This window comes from Chromobacterium sp. CV08 (genome assembly GCF_051129845.1).
Taxonomy (GTDB): Bacteria; Pseudomonadota; Gammaproteobacteria; order Burkholderiales; family Chromobacteriaceae; genus Chromobacterium.
The window spans coordinates 1,307,724-1,328,209 of sequence record NZ_CP150453.1 but is presented as its reverse complement, the minus strand read 5'-3'; the positions used below and the strand labels follow the sequence as shown (position 1 = coordinate 1,328,209).

Below are 20,486 nucleotides of genomic sequence, written 5' to 3'. Positions count from 1 at the left end.
CAACGGGCTTCCAGCCGGCAGCCCCCTGGCCGACCGGACCCGGCCGGATCAGGGCAGCTCGACGTAAGCCATCCGGCGCTGGATGATGCGGGTCTTGCGGGCCAGGCCCGGCGCGTTGCGGTGGGCGTCGTAGTAGCGAGGATTCGGCACCATCGCGGCCAGCTTGGCCGCCTGGAACGACGACAGCCGGGAGGCGCCGGTGCGGAAATAGTAGCGCGCGGCGGCCTCGGCGCCGAACACGCCGTCGCCCCATTCGATCACGTTCAGATAGATCTCGTAGATGCGGCGCTTGTCCATCGCGGTTTCCAGCATCACCGTGATCAGCGCCTCCTCCAGTTTGCGCCACGGCGTCTTGCCGCTGGACAGGAACAGGTTCTTCGCCAGCTGCTGGCTGATGGTGGAGCCGCCGGCGACGATCCGGCCCTTTTTCAGGTTCTTCTCGAACGCCGCTTCGATGCCGTCCCAGTCGAAACCCTCGTGATCGACGAACTTCGCGTCCTCGGACGCGATCAGCGCCCGCTTCAGATTCGGCGATATCCTGGCGTAAGGCACCCACTGGTGGCTGAGCTCGGCCTCCGGGTCGTCCTTCTTCAGTCTGGCCAGCTGCTCGTTCATGAAGGAGCTGGCATCGGGATTGTGGTCGCGCCAATACAGGATATGGCCGAACACCCACAGGTTATAAAGCACAAAGGCGGCCATCAGGACCGCCAGGATTTTCAGGAAAAGACGCATCATGCAACTCGCGGAGCGAGGACCTCGTGATACGCATCCCGTGCAGTACGGCATGCGTGCGACCCGCTGGCCGCTCAGCGGCAGACCGGGTTCAAACAAGGGCCGCCGCGGCGGCCCTCTTTACTATTGCGGGGATGGCACAGCAGTACGGCGGATCGCCGTCAGGCCAGCACTTCCCTCAGCATATTGGTCACCTTGCGCGTTTCCGGCTGGATGCCGCGCCAGATCGAGAACGACTCGGCCGCCTGCTCCACCAGCATGCCCAGGCCGTCGGCCAGCATGCCGGCGTTCTCGCCCTGGGCGCGCTGCAGGAACGGCGTCAGGCCGCTGCCGTACACCATGTCGTAAGCCAGCGTGCGCGGCGTGAACACGCCGTGCGGCAGCGGCGGCATCTCGTTGTTCAGGCTGGTCGAGGTGGCGTTGATGACGATGTCGAAGCTGCGGCGCTCCAGCGCCGGATAGCCGACGGCCTCGACCTTTCCCCAGCGCGCGAAATGATGCGCCAGCGCCTCGGCCTTGATCACGGTGCGGTTGGCTATGGTCAGGCTGGCCGGCTTCTGCTCCAGTATCGGCTCCAGCACGCCGCGCACCGCGCCGCCGGCGCCGAGTATCAGCACGCGCTGGCCGGCGATCGGGTAATCCAGGTTCTCGACGATGTCGCGCACCAGGCCGACGCCGTCGGTATTGTCGCCGTACACCTTGCCGTCGCGGAAGGTCAGCGTGTTCACCGCCTCGGCGGCGCGCGCCCGCTCGGTGAGCTCGGACGCGTAGCGGAAGGCGTCGCCCTTGAACGGCAGCGTGATGTTCAAGCCCTTGGCGCCGCTGGCGACGAACGCGTCCACCGCTTCGCCGAAGTGGCCCAGTTCGGCGGACAGCCTTTCGTAGCGGATGTCCTGGCCCGTGGCCCGGGCGAACTCCTCGTGGATGAACGGCGACTGGCTGTGGGAGATCGGGTTGCCGATAACGGCGTAACGGTCGGTCATGTCCGGCTTTCCAATGTCTGAATGGTTGGTCTGCGGCGACGCAGCGCTTCAAGCGACACTTTGCCGTTTAATGACGCAAACTTCAACCGCGGCGCGCGTCGCGGCTCAGCCCTGCACCCACGGCAGGCCGCGCTGGCGCCAGCCGCCGACCGAGTTGCGGTGGCCGTCGGCGTCCAGATCGCCCTCGAAGCCCTCGAGCACGTTGTACACCTCGCTGTAGCCGTTGGCCGCCGCCAGCCGCGCCACCTGGTCGGAGCGGGCGCCGGAACGGCACATCACCAGCAGCACCGCCTCCGGATCGACCTGCTGGGTCAGCTGGGCCAGGAAATGCGGGTTCGGCGCCATGCCGGGATAGCTGCGCCACTCGATGTTGACGGCCTGCGGCACCGTGCCGACGAATTGCCATTCGGCGTGGCTGCGCACATCCAGCAGCACCGCCTTGGGCAGGCCCTGCATCAATTCGTAAGCCTCGTCGGGCAGGACCGCACCGCTATAGGGCAGGCCCAGCTGCTCGGCGCGCCTGTGCGCGGCCTGCAGTATCTGACTCGTTTTGCTCATGCTGTTTTCCTCCTGCAACACGGATCGCCTATGTTGGCGATTATCTGCCCGGCCGCCGCCGCTGGCAAATCGCACCAGAATGGTGCAGGACGACATTGCCGGCACCATCTTGGCCCGCCGGCGCGCATTCCGGCCGGCTGGCTAAGCCCATTCGGCTATGACACAATGCAGCAGCAGCGATTCTGGAGCTGGCACGCTTCCTGCTTAATGCCGGGCGTACCGATTTTTACGCACTTGCCCTTGGGTGCACGTTGCCTTTCAGGAGATAAACCATGGCAGTAGCCGACGTAGTCAAGCTGATCCAAGAAAACGACGTCAAATTTGTCGATCTGCGCTTTACCGACACCCGCGGCAAAGAACAGCACGTCTCCATCCCGGCCCATGTGCTGCTGGAAGACGCCGACGACTGGTTCGAGCGCGGCCACGCTTTCGACGGCTCCTCCATCGCCGGCTGGAAAGGCATCCAGGCATCCGACATGCTGCTGATGGCCGATCCGGCCACCGCCCGCATCGACCCGTTCTTCGACGAGCCGACCGTGTTCATGCACTGCGACGTGATCGACCCGGCCGACGGCAAGGGCTACGACCGCGACCCGCGCTCGATCGCCAAGCGCGCCGAAGCCTATCTGAAGGCGTCCGGCCACGGCGACACCGCCTACTTCGGCCCGGAACCGGAATTCTTCATCTTCGACAGCGTGACCTGGGGCACCGACATGTCCGGCTGCTTCGTCAAGATCAAGGCCGAGGAAGCGGCCTGGGCGTCGGCCGAGGAGTTCGAGGGCGGCAATATGGGCCACCGTCCGGGCGTCAAGGGCGGCTACTTCCCGGTTCCGCCGGTCGACTCCTCGCAGGACATCCGCTCGGCCATGGTGCTGCTGCTGGAGGAGCTGGGCGTGCCGGTCGAGGTGCACCACCATGAGGTGGCCACCGCCGGCCAGAACGAGATCGGCACCCGCTTCAGCACGCTGACCCAGCGCGCCGACTGGACCCAGATCCTGAAATACGTGGTGCACAACGTCGCCCACAGCTACGGCAAGACCGCCACCTTCATGCCCAAGCCCATCGTCGGCGACAACGGCTCCGGCATGCACGTGCACCAGTCGATCTGGAAAGACGGCGTCAACCTGTTCGCCGGCGACGGCTATGCCGGCCTGTCCGACACCGCGCTGTACTACATCGGCGGCATCATCAAGCACGCCAAGGCGCTGAACGCCATCACCAATCCGGGCACCAACTCGTACAAGCGCCTGGTGCCGCACTACGAAGCGCCGGTGAAGCTGGCCTACTCGGCGAAGAACCGCTCGGCCTCGATCCGCATCCCGCACGTGGCCAGCCCGAAGGCCCGCCGCATCGAAGCGCGCTTCCCGGATCCGCTGGCCAACCCGTACCTGTGCTTCTCGGCGCTGCTGATGGCCGGCCTGGACGGCATCCAGAACAAGATCCACCCGGGCGACGCCGCCGACAAGAACCTGTACGATCTGCCGCCGGAAGAGGACAAGCTGATCCCGACCGTGTGCGCGAGCCTGGACGAGGCGCTGGACGCGCTGGACAAGGACCGCGAGTTCCTGACCCGCGGCGGCGTGTTCTCCAACGAGTGGATCGACGCCTACATCGAGCTGAAGATGCAGGAAGTCAACCTGGCCCGCATGACCACCCACCCGGTGGAATTCGCGATGTACTACTCGCTGTAAGCCTGCCCAGGCGCGGCGGAACGGACGGCGGCCCTCACGGCCGCCGTTTTTGCGCCCGCTGTCCGCAACGCCATATGACGCGGCCGCCGGATTTGCTTATCATGCAGAAGCCCCCTAATCCAGTCACGCACGATGAAGACACTCGCCCTCAGTCTGCTGCTGGCCTGCTGCGCCGCCCAGGCCGACACCATCTACAAATACGTCGACGCGAACGGCAACGTCACCTATACCAATGTGCCGCTCCGCGGCGCGCAACCGATCAAGCTGAATCCCCTGTCGTCCTACCCCAGCCGCAAGGGCGGCGCCTCCCCGGCCAAGCCGGCCGCGTCCGGCGGCTATCCCAACATCGACGCCGACACCCAGAAGCAGCGCGACGGCGGCCGCAAGAAGATTCTGGAGCAGGAACTGGCCAACGAGTCCAAGGCGCTGGACGCCGCCAAGAAGGCGCTGACCGACGGCAAGGCCGTCCGGCTCGGCGACGAGGCGCGCAACTACCAGAAATACCTCGACCGCGTGCAGAAGCTGCAGAACGAGGTCACCGACCGCGAGAAGAACGTCGACGCGCTGAAGCGCGAACTGGGCATGCAGTAGCCACTCGCACCATTTTGGTGCAAACTGAAGCGATCATGCCCGCAGGCGGCGCCCGCCGCCGCGTCGTCCGGCCTCATGCCGGCTGGCGCGCTTATTGCTGAGGCATGACCGCGGCCGACCGCCGCCAGCCCATCATCATCACAAGCGGACCCCAATGCCCATACCCAGCTTTGCCGGACTGGAGCTGCTCGACACCCCGGTGCTGATCTGCGACGCCGACGCCGCGCTGCGCTTCGTCAACCCCGCCTGCGAGAACCTGCTGGCGCTGGGCAGCCGCGAGCTGCTGCGCCACGGCCTGACCGAGCTGTTCCAGCCCTGCCCGGCGCTGCGTCAGGCGCTGGACACCGCCTTGCGCCAGGGCGCCAGCTATATCGAGCACGATCTGGAACTGCAGGCCCAGCACAGCGGCGCCACGCTGCACGTGGCGCTGACCATCACCCCGATAGACGCCGACGGCGGCCTGGCGCTGATCGAGCTCAGACCGCTGGACCAGCAGTTGAAGATCGCCAACGAGGAGCGCGCGCTGCTGCAACACCAGGCCAACCGCGAGCTGATCCGCAACCTGGCGCACGAGATCAAGAACCCGCTAGGCGGCATACGCGGCGCGGCGCAGCTGTTGGATCACGAGTTGGCCGACCGGCCGGAGCTGAAGGAATACACCGAGGTGATCACCGAGGAGGCGCGGCGGCTGCAGACACTGGTGGACCGCCTGCTGGCGCCGCACCGCAGCCACAGCCGCGGCCCGGTCAACATCCACGAGGTGCTGGAGCGGGTCCGCAGCATCGCGCTGGCCCAGCATCCGCAGGGCCTGACGCTGACGCGCGACTACGACACCAGCCTGCCGATGCTGTCGGCCGACAAGGAGCAGCTGATCCAGGTGGTGCTGAACATCGTCAACAACGCGGTGCAGGCGCTGCGCGGCCAGGGCCGCATCGTGCTGCGCACGCGGGTGGCGCGCCAGATCACGCTGGCGCGCAAGCGCCACCAGCTGGCACTGAAATTGCAGATCGTCGACGACGGTCCCGGCATTCCCGACGACATCCGCGAGCACATCTTCTACCCGCTGGTCACCGGTCGCGCCGAAGGCACCGGGCTGGGGCTGACGCTGGCGCAGGCCTTCGTCCACCAGCACGGCGGCGGCATAGAATTCGAATCGCGCCCGGGCCAGACCTGCTTCACCGTGCTGCTGCCCTTCGGCCCCGACGCCGCCGGATGAACACAAGAACAACAGGAGAAACACCATGGCCAAGCCGGTCTGGATCATAGACGACGACAAGGCGATACGCTGGGTGCTGGAAAAGGCGCTGAGCCGCGCCGACATCGGCTTCGACAGCTTCGCCAGCGCCGACGACGCGCTGAACGCGCTGTACGACGACACCCCTCAGGCGATCATTTCCGACATCCGCATGCCCGGCACCGACGGCCTGAAGTTCCTGGCCAAGGTGAAGGCCGAGCACCCGCAGCTGCCGGTCATCATCATGACCGCGCATTCCGACCTCGACTCCGCGGTGTCGGCCTTCCAGGGCGGCGCCTTCGAATACCTGCCGAAGCCGTTCGACATCGACCAGGCGGTGCTGCTGATCGAGCGGGCGCTGGCGGAAAGCCAGGCCGGCGACGACGGCGCCGACAGCCTGGAGGCGATGCCTGTGCTGCTGGGACAGGCGCCGGCGATGCAAGACGTGTTCCGCGCGATAGGCCGGCTGGCGCAATCGAGCGTCACCGTGCTGATCACCGGCGAGTCCGGCACCGGCAAGGAGCGGGTGGCCGAGGCGCTGCACCGCCATTCGGCGCGCGCCGGCAAGCCGTTCATCGCGCTGAACACCGCGGCCATCCCCAAGGATTTGCTGGAGTCCGAGCTGTTCGGCCACGAGAAGGGCGCCTTCACCGGCGCGCTGGCCACACGCCGCGGCCGCTTCGAGGAGGCCGAGGGCGGCACGCTGTTCCTGGACGAGATCGGCGACATGCCGACCGAGCTGCAGACGCGGCTGCTCAGGGTGCTGTCCGACGGCCATTTCTACCGCGTCGGCGGCCACACGCCCATCAAGGCCAATGTGCGGGTGATCGCCGCCACCCACCAGAATCTGGAACAGCGGGTGCGCGAGGGCCGCTTCCGCGAAGACCTGTACCACCGCCTGAACGTGATACGGCTGCGGCTGCCGCCGCTGAGGGAGCGGCGCGAGGACATCCCGCTGCTGGCGCGCCACTTCCTGGCCAGGAGCGCCTCCCAGCTCGGCGTCGAGCCGAAGCGGCTGTCCGAGGCGGCGATGGCGCTGATCCAGCGCAGCGCCTTCACCGGCAATGTGCGCGAGCTGGAAAACCTGTGCCAGTGGATCTGCGTGATGGCGCCGGGCCAGACCGTCGAAATGGCCGACCTGCCGCCGGAGTTGCGCGAGCCGGCCGGCCGAGACTTGGCGGCGCCGGACGGGGACTGGGAGAAACAGCTGTCCGACGAGATCCGGCTGCGGCTGCAGGCCGGGGAGACCGGCATCGCCGACACGCTGATCCAGCGCTTCGAAACCGCCTGCATACGCGCCAGCCTCGCCCACACCGGCGGCCGCAAGGTCGAGGCCGCCCACCTGCTGGGCTGGGGCCGTAACACGCTGACGCGCAAGATCCAGGAACTGGGACTGGAACCGCGCGATCACAATGGATAATTGTTAATCAATCAATCGTTTGACTGGGCGTCATTTTCAATAAATACTGATAGAATTGGGCAGAATCTATTGCCCGACGCTATCGATGCCCCGTCTGCCGCTCGCGCTGGCCTGCCTGTGCCCGCTGACGCTGTCCGCCGCCCCGCCGCTGCGGATCGCCGTCAGCGACGCGCTGACCAGTCCCTACGTCATTGAAGACCCCTCCTCCGCCAGCCCGCCGCGGGGCCGCGCCATCGAGCTGGCCCAGGCCGCGCTGCATCGCTGCGGCCTGCAGGCGGATTTCGCGCGCCAGCCCGGCGAACGCATCGTGCAGAATCTGGCGCTGGGCCGCGTCGACGGCGCGCTGCTGCTGTCCTATCACAAGGAGCGCGCCGACAAGATGGCGTTTCCGCTGCGCGGCGGCCAGCCTGATCCGCAGCGACGGATGGCGACGTTCAGCTACGCCTTCTATGTCCGCGACGACAGCCCGCTGCGCTGGAACGGCCTGGGCCTGTCCGGCTTGGAAGGCGGCACCGTCGGCATCAACCAGGGCTGGTCGATAGGCCGCGACCTGCTGGCTCGCGGCATCGCCGTCGAGGAAAGCCACGGCATCGCCGACAACTTCGCCAAGCTGCAGGCCGGTCGCACCGACGCCTATGTGCTGCATCAGCTGGCCGGCGACCTCTATCTGCGCCACCACCCCGAACTGAAGATACGCCGGCTGTCGCCGCCGCTGCGCAGCAAGACCTATTACTGGGTGTTCAGCCGCGATTTCGCCGGCCACCGGCCGCGGCAGGCCGCCTGCCTGTGGCGCCAGCTGCCGGAACTGCGCGCGCGCTATCTGCCGGAGTCGGCGCCGCCGCCGGGCAGGAAACCGGCCGCATACGATACCGATTGATCGTTCGCGTGCTTAGACCCGCGAACAAAATCCCTGATCCTGCGTTGCGCCTCCTTGTCGTACTACTTGCACTGCCTGCGTCGGCGCGCCTTGGCTCAGGTACGCTGCGCGGTTTTGTTAGCGGCTCTTAATGAATGAACGCCGGGCCGTCTTCCGCTGTCATAGACTGTCCGAACCCCATAGCGGAGACGATCGCCATGAACGCGCCTCGAGCCGGATTCACGCTGGGCACGCTGATCGCGGTGGCCCTGTCCTGGTCAGCCAACCACTCGATACTGTGGGCCATCATCCACGGCTTGCTGAGCTGGATCTACGTCGTCTACTACCTGCTGACCCGGGCGCTCTGACGACGGCGTCCACGGACTGTCATGCCTGCAACGGCGACAGTCCCGGCAGCGTCGCGAAGCTGCTGTCGCGCACCGTCCGCACGAAATCCTGCATGTAGGCGCGCTCGGCGTCGGCCTCTCGCAGCGCCGCGTACAGCTCGCTGTGCAGGCCGTCGTCGCCTATCCTTCGCGCCACCACATAGCCGCGGTCCAGATAGGGCTGCACCGCCCAGTAGGGCAGCGCCGCCACGCCGCGGCGGCTGGCCACCAGCTGGATGATGGCGATGGTCAGCTCGGCGGTGCGCCGCGCCGGATCGACGCCGGCCGGCGCCAACACCTTGCGCAGCAGGTCCAGCATCTCGTCGGCCACCGGATAATGGATCAGCGTTTCGCCGGCGAAGTCCCGCGCCCGCCATGCCGGCCTGGCCGCCAGCGGATGCTCGCGCGCGGCGATGCCCACCATCTCGTAGGAAAACAGCGGCAGATGGGCGACGCCGGCCTGCGGCTCCGCCTCGGACACGATGGCCAGGTCGGCGCGGCCGCTCAGCAGCAGCCCGACGGGATCGGCGTGGAAGCCGGACACGATGTCCAGCTCCACCGCCGGCCAGTGCTGGCGGAACTGGTCCATCGCCGGCATCAGCCAGTCGAAGCAGGTATGGCACTCCACCGCCACCCTGAGCTCGCCGGCCTCCCCCTGGCGTATCCGCGACAGATCGCGCTCGGCCTCCGCCACGCGGGTCAGCAGCTCGCGCGCCAAGCGGAGCAGGCGCTCGCCGGCCGGCGTGAAACGCAAGGGCTGGGTCTTGCGCTCGAACAGCGGCAGGCCGTAGCCGGTTTCCAGCTGCTTCAGCTGGTGCGACAGCGCCGACTGCGTCAGATACACCCGCTGCGCCGCCTGCGACACGCTGCCGCTTTCCGCCAGCGCCAGCAAACTCCTCAGATGCCTCAGTTCCAAAGCGCTCATCATCGATTCCATTCATGCTGAACAGCAAAATAATGAGTTTGAATCATACACAACAATGACAGATGCTTGTTCCATCACGACAAGACAGGAACGCGGCAATGAAGCACCCCACCCACCTGCTCGGCTTCCCGCGCATCGGCGCCAGGCGCGAGTTGAAAACGCTGCTGGAAAACCACTGGAAGGGCGAACTGGACGCCGCCGCGCTGCATCAGGGCGCGAAGGAGCTGCGCCAGAGGCACTGGCTGCTGCAGAAAGGCGCCGGCGTCGCGCTGAGTCCGGTCGGCGACTTCTCGCTGTACGATCACGTACTGGACGCCCAGTTGCTGGTCGGCGCCGCGCCGGCTCGCTTCGGCTTCGACGCCGCCGCGCTCTCCACCGCCCAGTACTTCGAGCTGGCGCGCGGCAACGCGGCCCAGCCGGCGCTGGAAATGAGCAAGTGGTTCGATACCAACTACCACTACCTGGTGCCGGAATGGCGCGCCGACACCGCCTTCGCCGCCCAGCCGGAGAGACTGCTGCCGCAGCTGCGCGAGGCGCAGGCGCTGGGCATCGCGGCCAAACCGGTGCTGCTGGGCCCGCTGAGCCTGCTGTGGCTGGGCAAGACCAGGGGCGGGCCTTTCGACAAGCTGTCGCTGCTGCCCGGCCTCGTCGCCGCCTACCGCGAGCTGCTGGTCGCGCTGGCCGACGCCGGCGTCGAATGGGCGCAGCTGGATGAGCCGATACTGGCTCTGGATCTGGAACCGGCCTGGCTGGACGCCTTCGCGCCGACCTACGCGCAATTGGGTCCGGGCGCGCCCAGGCTGCTGCTGGCGACCTATTTCGGCAGCGTCGCCGATCGAGCCGGCCTGCTGAAATCGCTGCCGGTGGCCGGCCTGCACCTGGATCTGGCGCGCGCGCCGGAACAGGCGGACGCCTTCCTCGCCGATTACCCGGCCGACAAGGTGCTGTCGGCCGGCATCGTCGACGGCCGCAATGTCTGGCGCGCCGATCTGTCGACGCTGCTGGCCCGGCTGCAGCCGCTGGCCGAGCGGCTGGGCGAACGGCTGTGGCTGGCGCCGAGCTGCTCCTTGCTGCACAGCCCGTTCGACGCCGCCGCCGAGACCGCGCTGGACCCTGAGCTGAAAGGCTGGCTGTCGTTCTCGGTACAGAAGCTGAACGAGTTGAGGACGCTGAGGCGCGGGCTGGAGACGGGCCGCGCCGCCATCGCCGACGAGCTGGCCGGCAGCGATTTCGCCATCGCGCAGCGCCGCGCCAGCCCGCGCATCCACGATGCGGCCGTCGCCGAACGGCTGGCGGCCCTGCCGGCAGGCGCCGACGGCCGCGCCAGCCCCTACCCTGTCCGCGCCCGGCTGCAGCAGGCCTGGCTGAAGCTGCCGCCGCTGCCGACGACGACGATAGGCTCCTTCCCGCAGACGCCGGCGATACGCGCCAGCCGCGCCGCCTTCAAGAAAGGGGAGCTGTCCGACGCCGACTACCGCCAGGCGATGGAGAGGGAGATCGAGCTGGCGATACGCCGCCAGGAGGCGCTGGGGCTGGACGTGCTGGTGCACGGCGAGGCCGAGCGCAACGATATGGTGGAATACTTCGGCGAGCAGCTGGCCGGCTTCGCCTTCACCGCCGGCGGCTGGGTGCAGAGCTACGGCAGCCGCTGCGTCAAGCCGCCGCTGATCGTCGGCGACGTGTCGCGGCCGAAGGCGATGACCGTGGACTGGGCGCGCTACGCGCAAAGTCTGAGCGCCAGGCCGGTCAAGGGCATGCTGACTGGGCCGCTTACCCTGTTGCAGTGGAGCTTCGTCCGCGACGACCTGCCGCGCGGCGAGGTCTGCCGCCAGATCGCGCTGGCGCTGAACGACGAGGTGCTGGACCTGGAGGCCGCCGGCGTGCGCGTGATCCAGATCGATGAGCCGGCGCTGCGCGAGGGCCTGCCGCTGAGGCGCGCCGAGCGCGACGGCTACCTGGACTGGGCCGGCCGGGCGTTCCGGCTGGCCAGCCGCGGCGTCGCCGACGCGACGCAGATCCACACCCATATGTGCTACTCGGAGTTCGGCGACATCCTGCCGGCGATCGCCGCGCTGGACGCCGACGTGATCACGATAGAAAGCTCGCGCTCGGACATGGCGCTGCTGGCCGGCTTCGGCGATTTCCGCTACCCGAACGCCATCGGCCCCGGCGTCTACGACATCCACAGCCCCCGCGTGCCGTCGGCCGGCGAAATCCGCGCCTCGCTGGACAAGGCGCTGCGGGTGATTCCGGCCGACAGGCTGTGGGTGAACCCGGACTGCGGGCTGAAGACCCGCGGCTGGGCCGAGGTGGAGGCGGCGCTGTCGGCGATGGTGGCCGTCAGCCGCGAATTGAGGGAGGAACTGGTGCAGAACGCGTAAAGGAAGACGCCCCGGCGAAGCGGGGCGTCGGACAGGGGGAAGGCTCGGGGCTCACGGCTCCAGCATCCCCGGCGTCAGCATCAGCTTCAGCCTGACCTGTTCGATGCCGCCCCGCTCGCGGCGGTTCAGCCACCACACCGCGCCCTTCTTCACGCTCCACATCTGCTGCTGCTCCGCCAGCAGTCGCGCCGCCAGCCAGCCGATATAGGGCTGGTGGCCGACCACCACCACCGCGCGCCCGGCCTCGGGCCAGCCTACCGCCTGCAAGACCTCGTCGCCTCCCGCTCCCGGATTCAGCTCCGGCAGCACTTCATAGCTCTTGGCCAGGTAGGCGGCCGTCTGCTGCGAGCGCTTCGCCTCCGACGCCAGCAGCAGGTAATCGTCCGGCAGCCTGTCGCGCAGCCACGACGCCATCCGGCTGGCCTGCTGCTGCCCGCGCCGGGTCAGCGCGCGCGCCAGATCGTCGACGCCGTCCTCGGCCTCGGCGTGGCGCCACAAAATCAAATCCATGACATTCTCCTTTTTTTGCCGCGGCGGCCCATCTCGATGTCAAGACAGCCGCGCCCCCGCATGCTAACCGAGCCCAAGCGCCCGCACCAGCGACGGCAGCGCCAAGGCGGTGAACACGCCGTTCAGGCCCATCGCCAGGCCGGCGAAGGCGCCCGCCGTCTCGGACAACTGGAACAGCCTGGCGGTGCCGATGCCGTGCGCGGAAACGCCGGTGGCCACGCCCAGCAGCATGTCGTCGTCCCAGCCCAGCCATCGGAACAGCGGCGGCGCCAGCACCGCGCCGACGATGCCGGACACGATGACGAACATAGCCGCCAGCTCCGGCGAGGCGCCGAGTCCGCCGGCCAGGCCCATCGCGATCGGCGTGGTCACCGCGCGGGTGGACAGCGCCACCAGCACCGCGTGGTCCAGGCCCAGCCACCAGCCCAGGCCCGCCGCGCTGCCCATCCCCACCAGGCCGCCGACGGCGATGCTGGCCAGCAGCGGCGCAGCCGCCTTCTTCAGGCGCGCCAGATTGCCGTACAGCGGCACCGCCAGCGCCACCGTCGCCGGTCCGAGCAGCAGCTGGATGAAGCGGGCGCCGTTCATGTATTGCTGATAAGTGCTGCCGCTGAGCCACAGCCAGGCCAGCACGATCAGCACGCCCAGCAGCACCGGATTGGCCAGCGGATGGCCGTGGCAGCGGCGGTGGCCGGCCAGCGCCAGCCGGTAGGCCAGCAAGGTGACGAAGACGCCGCTCAGCGGCGAATCCAGCCAGGCCGCCGTCAATGCCGCCTCCCGCGCAACAGCAGCTTCAGGACCAGCCCGGTGGACAGCAGCGTCGCCAGCGTGGAAGCCAGCATGATCAGCGCCAGCTGCCAGCCGTGCGCGCTCAGCATCGGCGCGTAGGCCAGCAAGGCGCCGCCGGCCGGAATGAACAGCAGCGACATGTGGCCGAGGAAGCGGGGAGCCTCGCGCTGCAATGCGGCCGGCACCGCCCGGCGCAGCCACAATGTGGCGAACAGCAGCAGCAAGCCCATCACCGGCCCCGGCATCGGCCACCCCATCCCGCGCACCAGCGCCTCCCCGGCAAGCTGGTAGCCCAGCAGCCACAACAGCAGATCCAGCATCGCTTTCCCCCGGCATACGTCGTCGACTGATGATAACGGCAAGTCCCCGGGCCGGGTATCGCCGCAGGCGACAAGCGCCGGCGGCTTTTGGCATAATGCGCGCCATGGTAAACGATGCCCCGTGGCGCTCAGCGCCCCCCGCCCTTCCCGCCTCGGTACTGGACTGCCTGACCGAACCGGCCTCGCTGAGCCTCAGGCTGCAGGCCGGCGGCCGCCGTTTCGCGGTGACCGTGCTCCATCAGGGAGAAGACCGTGTCCAGGCCGACGAGGCCGACGCGCTGGGTCTGGCCGAAGGCCAGCCGATGTACGCGCGCCACGTGCTGCTGACGCTGGACGACGTCCCGGTGGTGTTCGCCCGCAGCGCCGCCCGTCCGGGCTGTCCGGACTGGCTGCCGCTGTTGCAGCGCGGCAGCCGCTCGCTGGGGCTGACGCTGTTCGGCGAGCTGGCCGGACTCAGCCGCGAACCGCTGCGCTACGGCCTGCTGGCGGCCGGCCATCCGCTGGCCGCCGCCGCCGCGCAAACCCAGGCCGCCGCCGGCTATCCGGCGCGCCGTTGCCGCTTCCTGCTCGGCGGCTCGCCGCTGTTGCTGACCGAGTTGTTCCTGCCCTCGCTGGAGGATTTGCTGTGATTCCGCTCGCCACCGTCCGCGACCGCTATGAAAACTACCGGCAGCTGATGCGCTGGGACAAGCCGATAGGCACGCTGCTGCTGCTGTGGCCGACGCTGTGGGGCTTGTGGATGGCCACCGGCGGCAAGCCGCATCTGTCCATCGTCGCCATCTTCTGCCTGGGCACCTTCCTGATGCGCTCGGCCGGCTGCGTGATCAACGACTACGCCGACCGCGACTTCGACGCCCATGTCGCGCGCACCAGCCAGCGTCCGTTCGCCCGCGGCGCGGTCAGCAAGAAGGAGGCGCTGCTGCTGGCCGCCCTGCTGGCCGCCGTCTCCTTCCTGCTGGTTCTGCCGCTGAACCATCTGACCAAGCTGTTGAGCGTGCCGGCGGTGCTGATCGCGGCCAGCTATCCGTTCACCAAGCGCTTCTTCCCGATGCCGCAGGCCTATCTGGGCGTCGCCTTCTCCTTCGGCATCCCGATGGGATTCGCCGCCGAGACCGGCGAGGTGCCGCTGCTTGCCTGGTTGCTGCTGCTGGCCAATCTGTTCTGGGTGGTGGCCTACGACACCGCCTACGCGATCGCCGACAAGCCCGACGATCTGAAAATCGGCATCAAGACCTCGGCCATCACGATGGGCGACTACGACGTCGCCGGCGTGATGCTGTGCCATGCCGCCTTCCTGGCGCTGATGTGCGGCATCGGCGTCCATCTGGCGCTGGCCTGGCCCTACTATCTGGGCCTCGCCGCCGCCGCGGCGCTGATCGCGCTGCAATACCGCGACATCCGGAACCGCGACCGCGCGCTGTGCTTCAAGGCCTTCCTGGACAACAACCGCGTCGGCGCCGCCGTCTTCGCCGGTCTGGTCCTCGGCTACTGGCTGGCCTGAGAAAATATGCCATTTACAATAAATTACACAGTCATCACCCCGGTTTCATGAACTTCGCCGCCGCGATCGGTTCTGAGCAAGGTCGGGCCCTGTCCCGATGGCAATCGATGCCGATCGCAACCGATACCAATAAGTCACACAGGAAGGTGAACATCATGAAAAAACTGCTGCTTGCTCTGATCGCTACCGCTTTCGCCGCCTCCGCTTTCGCCGCCCCGTCCGCCTCCGCGCCGGCCGCCGAGAAGAAGGCCGAACACAAGACCGAGCACAAGAAGTCGCATCACAAGAAAGCGCACAAGAAGCACGCTTCCGGCGCCGCTCACGAGAAGCATAAGGCCGCTTCCGCCGCCAAGTAAGCCGCCAGGCGCAGAAAAAGCTCCCGCAAGGGAGCTTTTTTCATGGCCGGCCGCGCCGCTCAGCGCACGTCGAACGGCAGCAGATAGGCCTGTCCTCCCAGCTTCACCTCCACCTGCCAGCGACGGCTGCCGCTGACGCACATCGGCAGCGTCGCCGTGGCCTTCCAGCCCGCGCCGTCGCGGACGAAGGTGTAGCGGTTGAAGCCCATGTCCATCTGCGGCATCGTGAAATCGGCCGTCGGCGCCGCGCCGGTCCCGACGCCGTCCAAGCGCATCACGAACGGCCGGCCGTGGGCCGGCGCCGTCTCGAAACGGAGGCCGCCGCCGCCGGGCAGCGGACAGACCGCGCCGCCGGCTATCGCGCAGGACAGCCGCTGCGCGGCCGGCGCCGCCGGCTTGTTGTGCAGATACCAGTAGATCAGGCCGAATTTGACGGCGCCGAAGACCAGCAAGGCGACGCCTAGCAGCAGAAGCTTGCGCTGCTTCGCCGTCATCGCCACGCTCCCCGCATCAGCGCGACGCCGTGGGCGCCGTACCCGCGCGCCGCGTCCAGATCGCCGGCATCCAGCCCGCCCAGCGCGTACACAGGCAAAGGCACGCCGGCGGCCAGACAGGCGGCGAAGCCGTCCCAGCCGAGCACGCCCGCGCCCGGATGGCTGGCCGTCGGCGCGACCGGACTCAGCAGCGCGTAGTCCAGCCCCAGCTCGCCGGCGCGCGCCAACTCGGTCGCGCCGTGTATCGACGCGCCGACCCAGTCGAATGCCGGCCGCGCCTTCAGCGCGGCCAGCCGCGCGCCGTTCAGGTGCGCGCCGTCCACCGGCCAGCCGGCCAGCCAGGCCGGATCGGCGTTGACCACCAGCTTGCCGCCGCGCGGACGGACGATGGCGGCGGCGCGGGCGACGAAGTCGGCCAGTTCCTCGCGCCCCATCTGCGGCTCTCGCACCTGCACCATGCCCCAGTCGCGCTCGGCCAGCCTCGCCAGCTGCGCCTCTACGCCGATCTCGGCGGCGCAGGTGATCGCGTAGCGGTCCGGCAGCGCCAGCGACTTCAGGATCGGGCCGTTGGCCGGCAGCATCGGCTCCACCGTCAGCCGGCCCGGCGCCTGCCAGGCGAAGGCCTGGCCCTCCCGCGATTGCGGCTCGCCCTTCCAGTCCCAGATGCGGAAGAAACGCAGGTGCACAGACGCGTGCTCGTAATGGTGAACCTTGGTCAGCCACGGCGTGGCGACGGTGACGGCTATGCCCATTTCCTCATGGAACTCGCGCTTCAGCGCCGCCAGCGGCGTCTCGCCGGCCTCCACCTTGCCGCCGGGAAATTCCCAGTAACCGGCATAGGGCTTGCCCTCGGGCCGGCTGCCCAGCATGAAACTGCCATCCGGCCGCATCAGCGCGCCGGCCACCACGTCTATGATCTTGTTGCTCGTCATGTCTTCGATTCATCGGCTATGGGCGTGCGCCGCCCGGTCTTCATTTCTTGCCGTCCTGCCTGGCCAGCTTCTGGCTGCCGACCCAGTGGCAGGCGAACTGCCAGGCCACGCGGCCGGAGCGGCTACCGCGCGACAGACTCCACTGCAAGGCCGCGCGCTCGGCCTTGTCGCCGTATTTCAGTCCGAAATGGCCCAGCCATGCCCTGACCGCCGCCAGGTAGGCGTCCTGGTCGAACGGGTAGAAGGACAGCCAAAGGCCGAAGCGGTCGGACAGCGACACCTTCTCCTCCACCGCCTCGCCGGGATGGATCTCGCCGTCGCGCATCCAGCCCTCGCGGTTCTCGCTCATCTGCTCCGGCAGCAGGTGGCGGCGGTTCGATGTCGCGTACACCAGCAGATTGTCGCAGCGGCGCACGAGACTGCCGTCCAGCGCGCTCTTCAACGCCTTGTAGCCGGCGTCCCCATGCTCGAACGACAGGTCGTCGCAAAACAGGATGAAACGCTCCGGCCGCCCGGACAGCAGTTCCACCAGCTGCGGCAGATCGGCCAGATGTTCGCGGTCTATCTCGATCAGTCTCAGGCCGTCCCGGCCGAACAGCGGCAGCAGCGCCTTGACCAGCGACGATTTGCCTGTGCCCCGCGCGCCGGTCAGCAGCACATTGTTGGCCGGCAGGCCGGCGACGAACTGACGGGTATTGGCCAGCAGCTGCTCGCGCTGGGTGTCCACCGCGGCCAGCCGGTCGGCGTCGACCGCGTGCGGCTCATGCACCGCCTCCAGCCAGTCGGCCAGACCCTGGCGATGCCAGCGGAAGGCCTGCGCGCTCCAGTCCGGCTCGCGCCGCGGCGGCGGCAGCATCGGTTCCAGCCGGGACAGCACCGCCTCGGCGCGGCGCAGAAAATCCTGCAGGGCGTCCATCGAGCATTCCTTTCTGCCGATAAGAAAACAGCCTGCCACGAAGGCGGCAGGCTGTAAAAGTCATATAAAACAAAAGCGGCGGACAAGGCGCTCGAGGCAAGGCGCGCCGCCGCAGACAGTACACATCGTACGGCAAGGCGGCGCAACGCGGCATCGGGTGTCTTGTCCGGCGCGATCAATCTCGTAGAGAAATCACCGGCCAGCCATGTTCCTCAGCGTAAGCCCGCAGCTTGTCGTCGGCGTCCACCGCCACCGGATGGTCGACCAGCTTCATCAGCGGCAGGTCGTTGTGCGAATCGCTGTAGAAAAAGCTCTCGCCATAGCTGTCCCAGCTTTCGCCTCGTTCGGCCAGCCACTGCTCGATGCGGGTGATCTTGCCTTCCTTGAAGCTCAAGACGCCGGTCGGACGGCCGGTGAAGTTGCCGGCCGCATCCTCTTCCAGCTCGATCGCGATCAGGTGCTCGACGCCCAGCTCACGCGCGATCGGACCGGTGATGAAGCGGTTGGTCGCGGTGATGATGACGATCTCGTCGCCTTCGGCCCGGTGAGCGGCCAGCCGCTCCCGCGCCTTGTTCGGGATCAGCGGCTTGATGTGGTTTTCCAGGTAGTCGGCGTGCAATTCGTCCAGCTGATGCCGCGAGAAGCGCGTCAGCGGCGCCAGGATGAACGCCAGGTACTCGTTCATGTCCAGCGTGCCGTTCTGGTACTGGCTGTAGAAATAGCTGTTGCGCTCGTCGTACTGGGCGGCGTCCAGAATGCCGCGCTTGATAAGGAAGCGCGGCCATTCGAAATCGGAATCGCCGGCGATCAGCGTGTGGTCGAGGTCGAACAGGGCTAGCCTGCGTTTGGCGGGGGTGGCGGTCGTCATGATTCCGGTGTGGCGGTTTGCAAAACGTTTTTCACCAGCGGCACGGTGATCGGGCGCCTCAGCGCCAGCGAGTAGCGGTCCAGCATGTCTATCATCGAGATCAGGCTGGTCAGGTCGCGCCGCCAGTGGGTGAGCAGGTAGCGGTAGACGTCGTCCGGTATCGACAGCTGGCGGTTGGCGGCGTGGCTCCTCAACGCGGCCAGCTTGTCGTCGTCGGACAGGGCCTTCACCTCCAGCACCAGGCCCCAGCCCAGGCGGGTGCGCAGGTCGTCGCGCACAGACAGCGCCACCGGCGGCTTGCGCCCGGCCATCAGCAGCCTGCCCTCCCCGCCCTCTTTCAGAGAGTTGTAGAAGGAGAACAGCATGATCTGGTCGTCCGGGGCCAGGTCGTCGACATGGTCGACGGCGATGAAGCTGGCCTCGCGCGCGAAATCCGGCAAATGATCGCCCTTGCCGTCCAGATAGATGGCGGCGCGCCCCAGCCGCTCGGCGTGGGCGATCCAGGCCTGCAGCAGATGGGTCTTGCCGCAACCGGGCTCGCCCCACAGATAGATGAAGCGTTCGCCTTCGGTGGCGGTCAGGGCGGTGATCACTTCGCGGTTTCGCTCGGCCAGGAAATTGTCGAAGGCCGGCAGCGGCGTGGGCGTGAGATCGAGTACGAGCTGGTCCAAGTTTGCGGTGCTGCGTTGCGTGCTGACATCAATGTTCCGATTTTACGCTGAGTCGGGCCCCACTTGGAACCGCCATTTTCCCCGACAAGATTGATGACATAGGCAAATGACGGCGACGCCGACGAAAGACCGCCCGCCACACCAGCCTTTTTGCCGATTTTCAGTTAAAATACAGTGCTTTCGCACCGGCGAAAGCTTGATGTAAAAATATTTCAAGTTTGCAGAAAGCGAGTTTATCTTGAATACCACGTCCCTCAGTTACCGTGATGCCGGCGTAGACATCGACGCCGGCGACGCGCTGGTCGAAAACATCAAGCCTTTTGCCAAGCGCACCATGCGCCCGGAGGTGCTCGGCGGCATCGGCGGTTTCGGCGCACTGGTGGAGATATCCAAGAAGTACAAGGAGCCGGTGCTGGTTTCCGGCACCGACGGCGTGGGCACCAAGCTGAAGCTGGCCTTCGACTGGAACCGCCACGACACCGTCGGCATCGACCTGGTGGCGATGAGCGTCAACGACATCCTGGTCCAGGGCGCCGAGCCGCTGTTCTTCCTCGACTATTTCGCCTGCGGCAAGCTGGACGTGGCCCAGGCCACCGAGGTGATCAAGGGCGTCGCCGCCGGCTGCGAACAGGCCGGCTGCGCGCTGACCGGCGGCGAAACCGCCGAGATGCCGGGCATGTACCCGGCCGGCGAATACGATCTGGCCGGCTTCGCCGTAGGCGTCGTCGAGAAGAGCAAGGTGATCAGCGGCCGCGACATCGTCGCCGGCGACGTGGTGCTGGGCCTGGCGTCCAACGGCGTGCACTCGAACGGCTATTCGCTGGTGCGCAAGATCATCGACCGCGCCCAGCCGGAGCTGGACGCGCCGTTCGACGGCGGCAAGACGCTGCGCGACGCGGTGATCGCGCCGACCCGCATCTACGTCAAGCCCTTGCTGAAATTGATGGAAACGCTGCCGGTCAAGGGCATGGCCCACATCACCGGCGGCGGCATCACCGAAAACACGCCACGCGTGCTGCCGGACGACACCGTCGCCCAGATCGACGCCAAGAGCTGGGAACTGCCGAAGCTGTTCCAGTGGCTGCAGCGCGAAGGCAATGTGGACATCCAGGAAATGTACCGTACCTTCAACTGCGGCATAGGCATGGTGGTGGTGGTGGCACCGGAACACGCCGAGCAGGCGATGGCCTTGCTGCGCGAGACCGGCGAGACCGTCTACCGCATCGGCCGGGTGCGCGCGCGCGTCGGCGACGAGCACCAGACGCAGATCGCCTGAGGCCGTCTCTCCCTTGTAGCGCTGCGCGCCGCTGGCCCCGCCGGCGGCGCTTGTCATTTGGCGGATGCCAAACCGAATATCGATTAAGTATCGGCA

General features: G+C 67.5%; 23 protein-coding genes. 11 read left to right on the top strand and 12 right to left on the bottom strand.

The window, feature by feature from the left end; translation table 11 throughout:
* Positions 1 to 48: 48 nt before the first annotated feature.
* The 3 genes from mtgA to WNM05_RS06295 form a co-directional block, all read right to left on the bottom strand.
* Positions 49 to 732, bottom strand: a complete 684-nt coding sequence (mtgA, locus tag WNM05_RS06305) for a monofunctional biosynthetic peptidoglycan transglycosylase (RefSeq protein ID WP_434635126.1) — start codon at positions 730 to 732, stop codon at positions 49 to 51.
* Between the two features lie 161 nt (positions 733 to 893).
* Positions 894 to 1,715 (bottom strand): shikimate dehydrogenase, encoded by an 822-nt coding sequence (gene aroE / locus WNM05_RS06300; protein ID WP_434633477.1) that lies wholly within the window; start codon positions 1,713 to 1,715, stop codon positions 894 to 896.
* A gap of 105 nt (positions 1,716 to 1,820) precedes the next feature.
* On the bottom strand, positions 1,821 to 2,273 hold the full coding sequence (locus WNM05_RS06295) for a rhodanese-like domain-containing protein (protein WP_434633476.1): 453 nt from the start codon (positions 2,271 to 2,273) through the stop codon (positions 1,821 to 1,823).
* Positions 2,274 to 2,545: 272 nt separating this feature from the next.
* Between WNM05_RS06295 and glnA the strand changes: the two genes are divergently transcribed.
* The 6 genes from glnA (at position 2,546) to WNM05_RS06265 (ending at position 8,433) form a co-directional block, all read left to right on the top strand.
* A complete protein-coding gene (gene glnA / locus WNM05_RS06290; protein ID WP_434633475.1) occupies positions 2,546 to 3,964 on the top strand; it encodes a glutamate--ammonia ligase in 1,419 nt (472 codons plus the stop codon).
* A gap of 132 nt (positions 3,965 to 4,096) precedes the next feature.
* Complete coding sequence (locus WNM05_RS06285) at positions 4,097 to 4,555, top strand: DUF4124 domain-containing protein (protein WP_434633474.1); 459 nt, start codon at positions 4,097 to 4,099, stop codon at positions 4,553 to 4,555.
* A gap of 154 nt (positions 4,556 to 4,709) precedes the next feature.
* Complete coding sequence (gene glnL, locus WNM05_RS06280; protein ID WP_434633473.1) at positions 4,710 to 5,771, top strand: nitrogen regulation protein NR(II); 1,062 nt, start codon at positions 4,710 to 4,712, stop codon at positions 5,769 to 5,771.
* 25 nt (positions 5,772 to 5,796) lie between these two features.
* Complete coding sequence (gene ntrC / locus WNM05_RS06275; RefSeq protein ID WP_434633471.1) at positions 5,797 to 7,209, top strand: nitrogen regulation protein NR(I); 1,413 nt, start codon at positions 5,797 to 5,799, stop codon at positions 7,207 to 7,209.
* An 85-nt stretch (positions 7,210 to 7,294) separates the two neighbouring features.
* Positions 7,295 to 8,086, top strand: coding sequence for a substrate-binding periplasmic protein (locus tag WNM05_RS06270; protein ID WP_434633469.1), 792 nt, complete (start codon positions 7,295 to 7,297; stop codon positions 8,084 to 8,086).
* 197 nt (positions 8,087 to 8,283) lie between these two features.
* Positions 8,284 to 8,433, top strand: coding sequence for a hypothetical protein (locus tag WNM05_RS06265; RefSeq protein WP_199406774.1), 150 nt, complete (start codon positions 8,284 to 8,286; stop codon positions 8,431 to 8,433).
* A 19-nt stretch (positions 8,434 to 8,452) separates the two neighbouring features.
* On the opposite strand, the gene WNM05_RS06260 is transcribed toward WNM05_RS06265, so the two are convergent.
* Complete coding sequence (locus WNM05_RS06260) at positions 8,453 to 9,379, bottom strand: LysR family transcriptional regulator (protein ID WP_434633466.1); 927 nt, start codon at positions 9,377 to 9,379, stop codon at positions 8,453 to 8,455.
* Positions 9,380 to 9,474: 95 nt separating this feature from the next.
* Between WNM05_RS06260 and metE the strand changes: the two genes are divergently transcribed.
* Positions 9,475 to 11,757, top strand: a complete 2,283-nt coding sequence (gene metE / locus WNM05_RS06255; protein WP_434633465.1) for a 5-methyltetrahydropteroyltriglutamate--homocysteine S-methyltransferase — start codon at positions 9,475 to 9,477, stop codon at positions 11,755 to 11,757.
* 51 nt (positions 11,758 to 11,808) lie between these two features.
* Here metE and WNM05_RS06250 read toward each other — a convergent pair whose 3' ends face one another.
* From WNM05_RS06250 to WNM05_RS06240, 3 genes are all read right to left on the bottom strand, one after another.
* On the bottom strand, positions 11,809 to 12,267 hold the full coding sequence (locus WNM05_RS06250; RefSeq protein ID WP_434633464.1) for a SixA phosphatase family protein: 459 nt from the start codon (positions 12,265 to 12,267) through the stop codon (positions 11,809 to 11,811).
* 63 nt (positions 12,268 to 12,330) lie between these two features.
* Positions 12,331 to 13,035, bottom strand: coding sequence for an LrgB family protein (locus WNM05_RS06245; protein ID WP_434633462.1), 705 nt, complete (start codon positions 13,033 to 13,035; stop codon positions 12,331 to 12,333).
* On the bottom strand, positions 13,032 to 13,376 hold the full coding sequence (locus WNM05_RS06240; protein ID WP_434633461.1) for a CidA/LrgA family protein: 345 nt from the start codon (positions 13,374 to 13,376) through the stop codon (positions 13,032 to 13,034). The genes WNM05_RS06245 and WNM05_RS06240 overlap by 4 nt, the downstream gene beginning before the upstream one ends.
* A gap of 104 nt (positions 13,377 to 13,480) precedes the next feature.
* Here WNM05_RS06240 and WNM05_RS06235 point away from each other — a divergent pair, with 104 nt between their 5' ends.
* The 3 genes from WNM05_RS06235 (at position 13,481) to WNM05_RS06225 (ending at position 15,233) form a co-directional block, all read left to right on the top strand.
* A complete protein-coding gene (locus WNM05_RS06235) occupies positions 13,481 to 14,005 on the top strand; it encodes a chorismate--pyruvate lyase family protein (RefSeq protein WP_434633459.1) in 525 nt (174 codons plus the stop codon).
* Positions 14,002 to 14,877 carry a 4-hydroxybenzoate octaprenyltransferase gene (ubiA, locus tag WNM05_RS06230; protein WP_434633457.1) on the top strand — a complete coding sequence of 292 codons (876 nt, stop codon included), beginning with the start codon at positions 14,002 to 14,004 and terminating at the stop codon, positions 14,875 to 14,877. Before WNM05_RS06235 ends, ubiA begins: the two co-directional genes overlap by 4 nt.
* 155 nt (positions 14,878 to 15,032) lie before the next feature.
* The gene (locus tag WNM05_RS06225) at positions 15,033 to 15,233 is read left to right on the top strand and encodes a hypothetical protein (RefSeq protein WP_434633455.1); all 201 of its coding nucleotides are present in this window, start codon (positions 15,033 to 15,035) and stop codon (positions 15,231 to 15,233) included.
* A 59-nt stretch (positions 15,234 to 15,292) separates the two neighbouring features.
* Here the strand turns inward: WNM05_RS06225 and WNM05_RS06220 are convergent, their stop codons facing one another.
* The 5 genes from WNM05_RS06220 to hda form a co-directional block, all read right to left on the bottom strand.
* The gene (locus WNM05_RS06220; RefSeq protein WP_434633453.1) at positions 15,293 to 15,727 is read right to left on the bottom strand and encodes a hypothetical protein; all 435 of its coding nucleotides are present in this window, start codon (positions 15,725 to 15,727) and stop codon (positions 15,293 to 15,295) included.
* Positions 15,724 to 16,659 carry a Nudix family hydrolase gene (locus WNM05_RS06215; protein ID WP_434633452.1) on the bottom strand — a complete coding sequence of 312 codons (936 nt, stop codon included), beginning with the start codon at positions 16,657 to 16,659 and terminating at the stop codon, positions 15,724 to 15,726. The genes WNM05_RS06220 and WNM05_RS06215 overlap by 4 nt, the downstream gene beginning before the upstream one ends.
* A gap of 40 nt (positions 16,660 to 16,699) precedes the next feature.
* Complete coding sequence (locus WNM05_RS06210) at positions 16,700 to 17,575, bottom strand: ATP-binding protein (protein ID WP_434633451.1); 876 nt, start codon at positions 17,573 to 17,575, stop codon at positions 16,700 to 16,702.
* A gap of 175 nt (positions 17,576 to 17,750) precedes the next feature.
* Positions 17,751 to 18,443, bottom strand: coding sequence for an HAD family hydrolase (locus WNM05_RS06205; protein ID WP_434633449.1), 693 nt, complete (start codon positions 18,441 to 18,443; stop codon positions 17,751 to 17,753).
* Complete coding sequence (gene hda, locus WNM05_RS06200; protein WP_011137161.1) at positions 18,440 to 19,114, bottom strand: DnaA regulatory inactivator Hda; 675 nt, start codon at positions 19,112 to 19,114, stop codon at positions 18,440 to 18,442. Before hda ends, WNM05_RS06205 begins: the two co-directional genes overlap by 4 nt.
* A 238-nt stretch (positions 19,115 to 19,352) precedes the next feature.
* On the opposite strand from hda, the gene purM reads away from it, so the two are divergent.
* Positions 19,353 to 20,390: a phosphoribosylformylglycinamidine cyclo-ligase gene (purM, locus tag WNM05_RS06195; RefSeq protein WP_434633448.1), complete on the top strand. Its 1,038-nt coding sequence runs from the start codon at positions 19,353 to 19,355 to the stop codon at positions 20,388 to 20,390.
* The last annotated feature ends 96 nt before the right edge of the window (positions 20,391 to 20,486 follow it).

What these genes read in the sequence shown, in the direction of transcription:
- WNM05_RS06210 (WP_434633451.1), bottom strand. Translation starts at nt 17,575, where the DNA reads ATGGACGCCCTGCAGGATTTTCTGCGCCGCGCCGAGGCGGTGCTGTCC.
- WNM05_RS06235 (WP_434633459.1), top strand. Translation starts at nt 13,481, where the DNA reads ATGGTAAACGATGCCCCGTGGCGCTCAGCGCCCCCCGCCCTTCCCGCC.
- aroE (WP_434633477.1), bottom strand. Translation starts at nt 1,715, where the DNA reads ATGACCGACCGTTACGCCGTTATCGGCAACCCGATCTCCCACAGCCAG.
- WNM05_RS06295 (WP_434633476.1), bottom strand. Translation starts at nt 2,273, where the DNA reads ATGAGCAAAACGAGTCAGATACTGCAGGCCGCGCACAGGCGCGCCGAG.
- WNM05_RS06215 (WP_434633452.1), bottom strand. Translation starts at nt 16,659, where the DNA reads ATGACGAGCAACAAGATCATAGACGTGGTGGCCGGCGCGCTGATGCGG.
- WNM05_RS06225 (WP_434633455.1), top strand. Translation starts at nt 15,033, where the DNA reads ATGAAAAAACTGCTGCTTGCTCTGATCGCTACCGCTTTCGCCGCCTCC.
- WNM05_RS06250 (WP_434633464.1), bottom strand. Translation starts at nt 12,267, where the DNA reads ATGGATTTGATTTTGTGGCGCCACGCCGAGGCCGAGGACGGCGTCGAC.
- WNM05_RS06285 (WP_434633474.1), top strand. Translation starts at nt 4,097, where the DNA reads ATGAAGACACTCGCCCTCAGTCTGCTGCTGGCCTGCTGCGCCGCCCAG.
- WNM05_RS06220 (WP_434633453.1), bottom strand. Translation starts at nt 15,727, where the DNA reads ATGACGGCGAAGCAGCGCAAGCTTCTGCTGCTAGGCGTCGCCTTGCTG.
- WNM05_RS06270 (WP_434633469.1), top strand. Translation starts at nt 7,295, where the DNA reads ATGCCCCGTCTGCCGCTCGCGCTGGCCTGCCTGTGCCCGCTGACGCTG.
- metE (WP_434633465.1), top strand. Translation starts at nt 9,475, where the DNA reads ATGAAGCACCCCACCCACCTGCTCGGCTTCCCGCGCATCGGCGCCAGG.
- WNM05_RS06265 (WP_199406774.1), top strand. Translation starts at nt 8,284, where the DNA reads ATGAACGCGCCTCGAGCCGGATTCACGCTGGGCACGCTGATCGCGGTG.
- glnL (WP_434633473.1), top strand. Translation starts at nt 4,710, where the DNA reads ATGCCCATACCCAGCTTTGCCGGACTGGAGCTGCTCGACACCCCGGTG.
- WNM05_RS06205 (WP_434633449.1), bottom strand. Translation starts at nt 18,443, where the DNA reads ATGACGACCGCCACCCCCGCCAAACGCAGGCTAGCCCTGTTCGACCTC.
- WNM05_RS06240 (WP_434633461.1), bottom strand. Translation starts at nt 13,376, where the DNA reads ATGCTGGATCTGCTGTTGTGGCTGCTGGGCTACCAGCTTGCCGGGGAG.
- WNM05_RS06260 (WP_434633466.1), bottom strand. Translation starts at nt 9,379, where the DNA reads ATGATGAGCGCTTTGGAACTGAGGCATCTGAGGAGTTTGCTGGCGCTG.
- mtgA (WP_434635126.1), bottom strand. Translation starts at nt 732, where the DNA reads ATGCGTCTTTTCCTGAAAATCCTGGCGGTCCTGATGGCCGCCTTTGTG.
- glnA (WP_434633475.1), top strand. Translation starts at nt 2,546, where the DNA reads ATGGCAGTAGCCGACGTAGTCAAGCTGATCCAAGAAAACGACGTCAAA.
- ntrC (WP_434633471.1), top strand. Translation starts at nt 5,797, where the DNA reads ATGGCCAAGCCGGTCTGGATCATAGACGACGACAAGGCGATACGCTGG.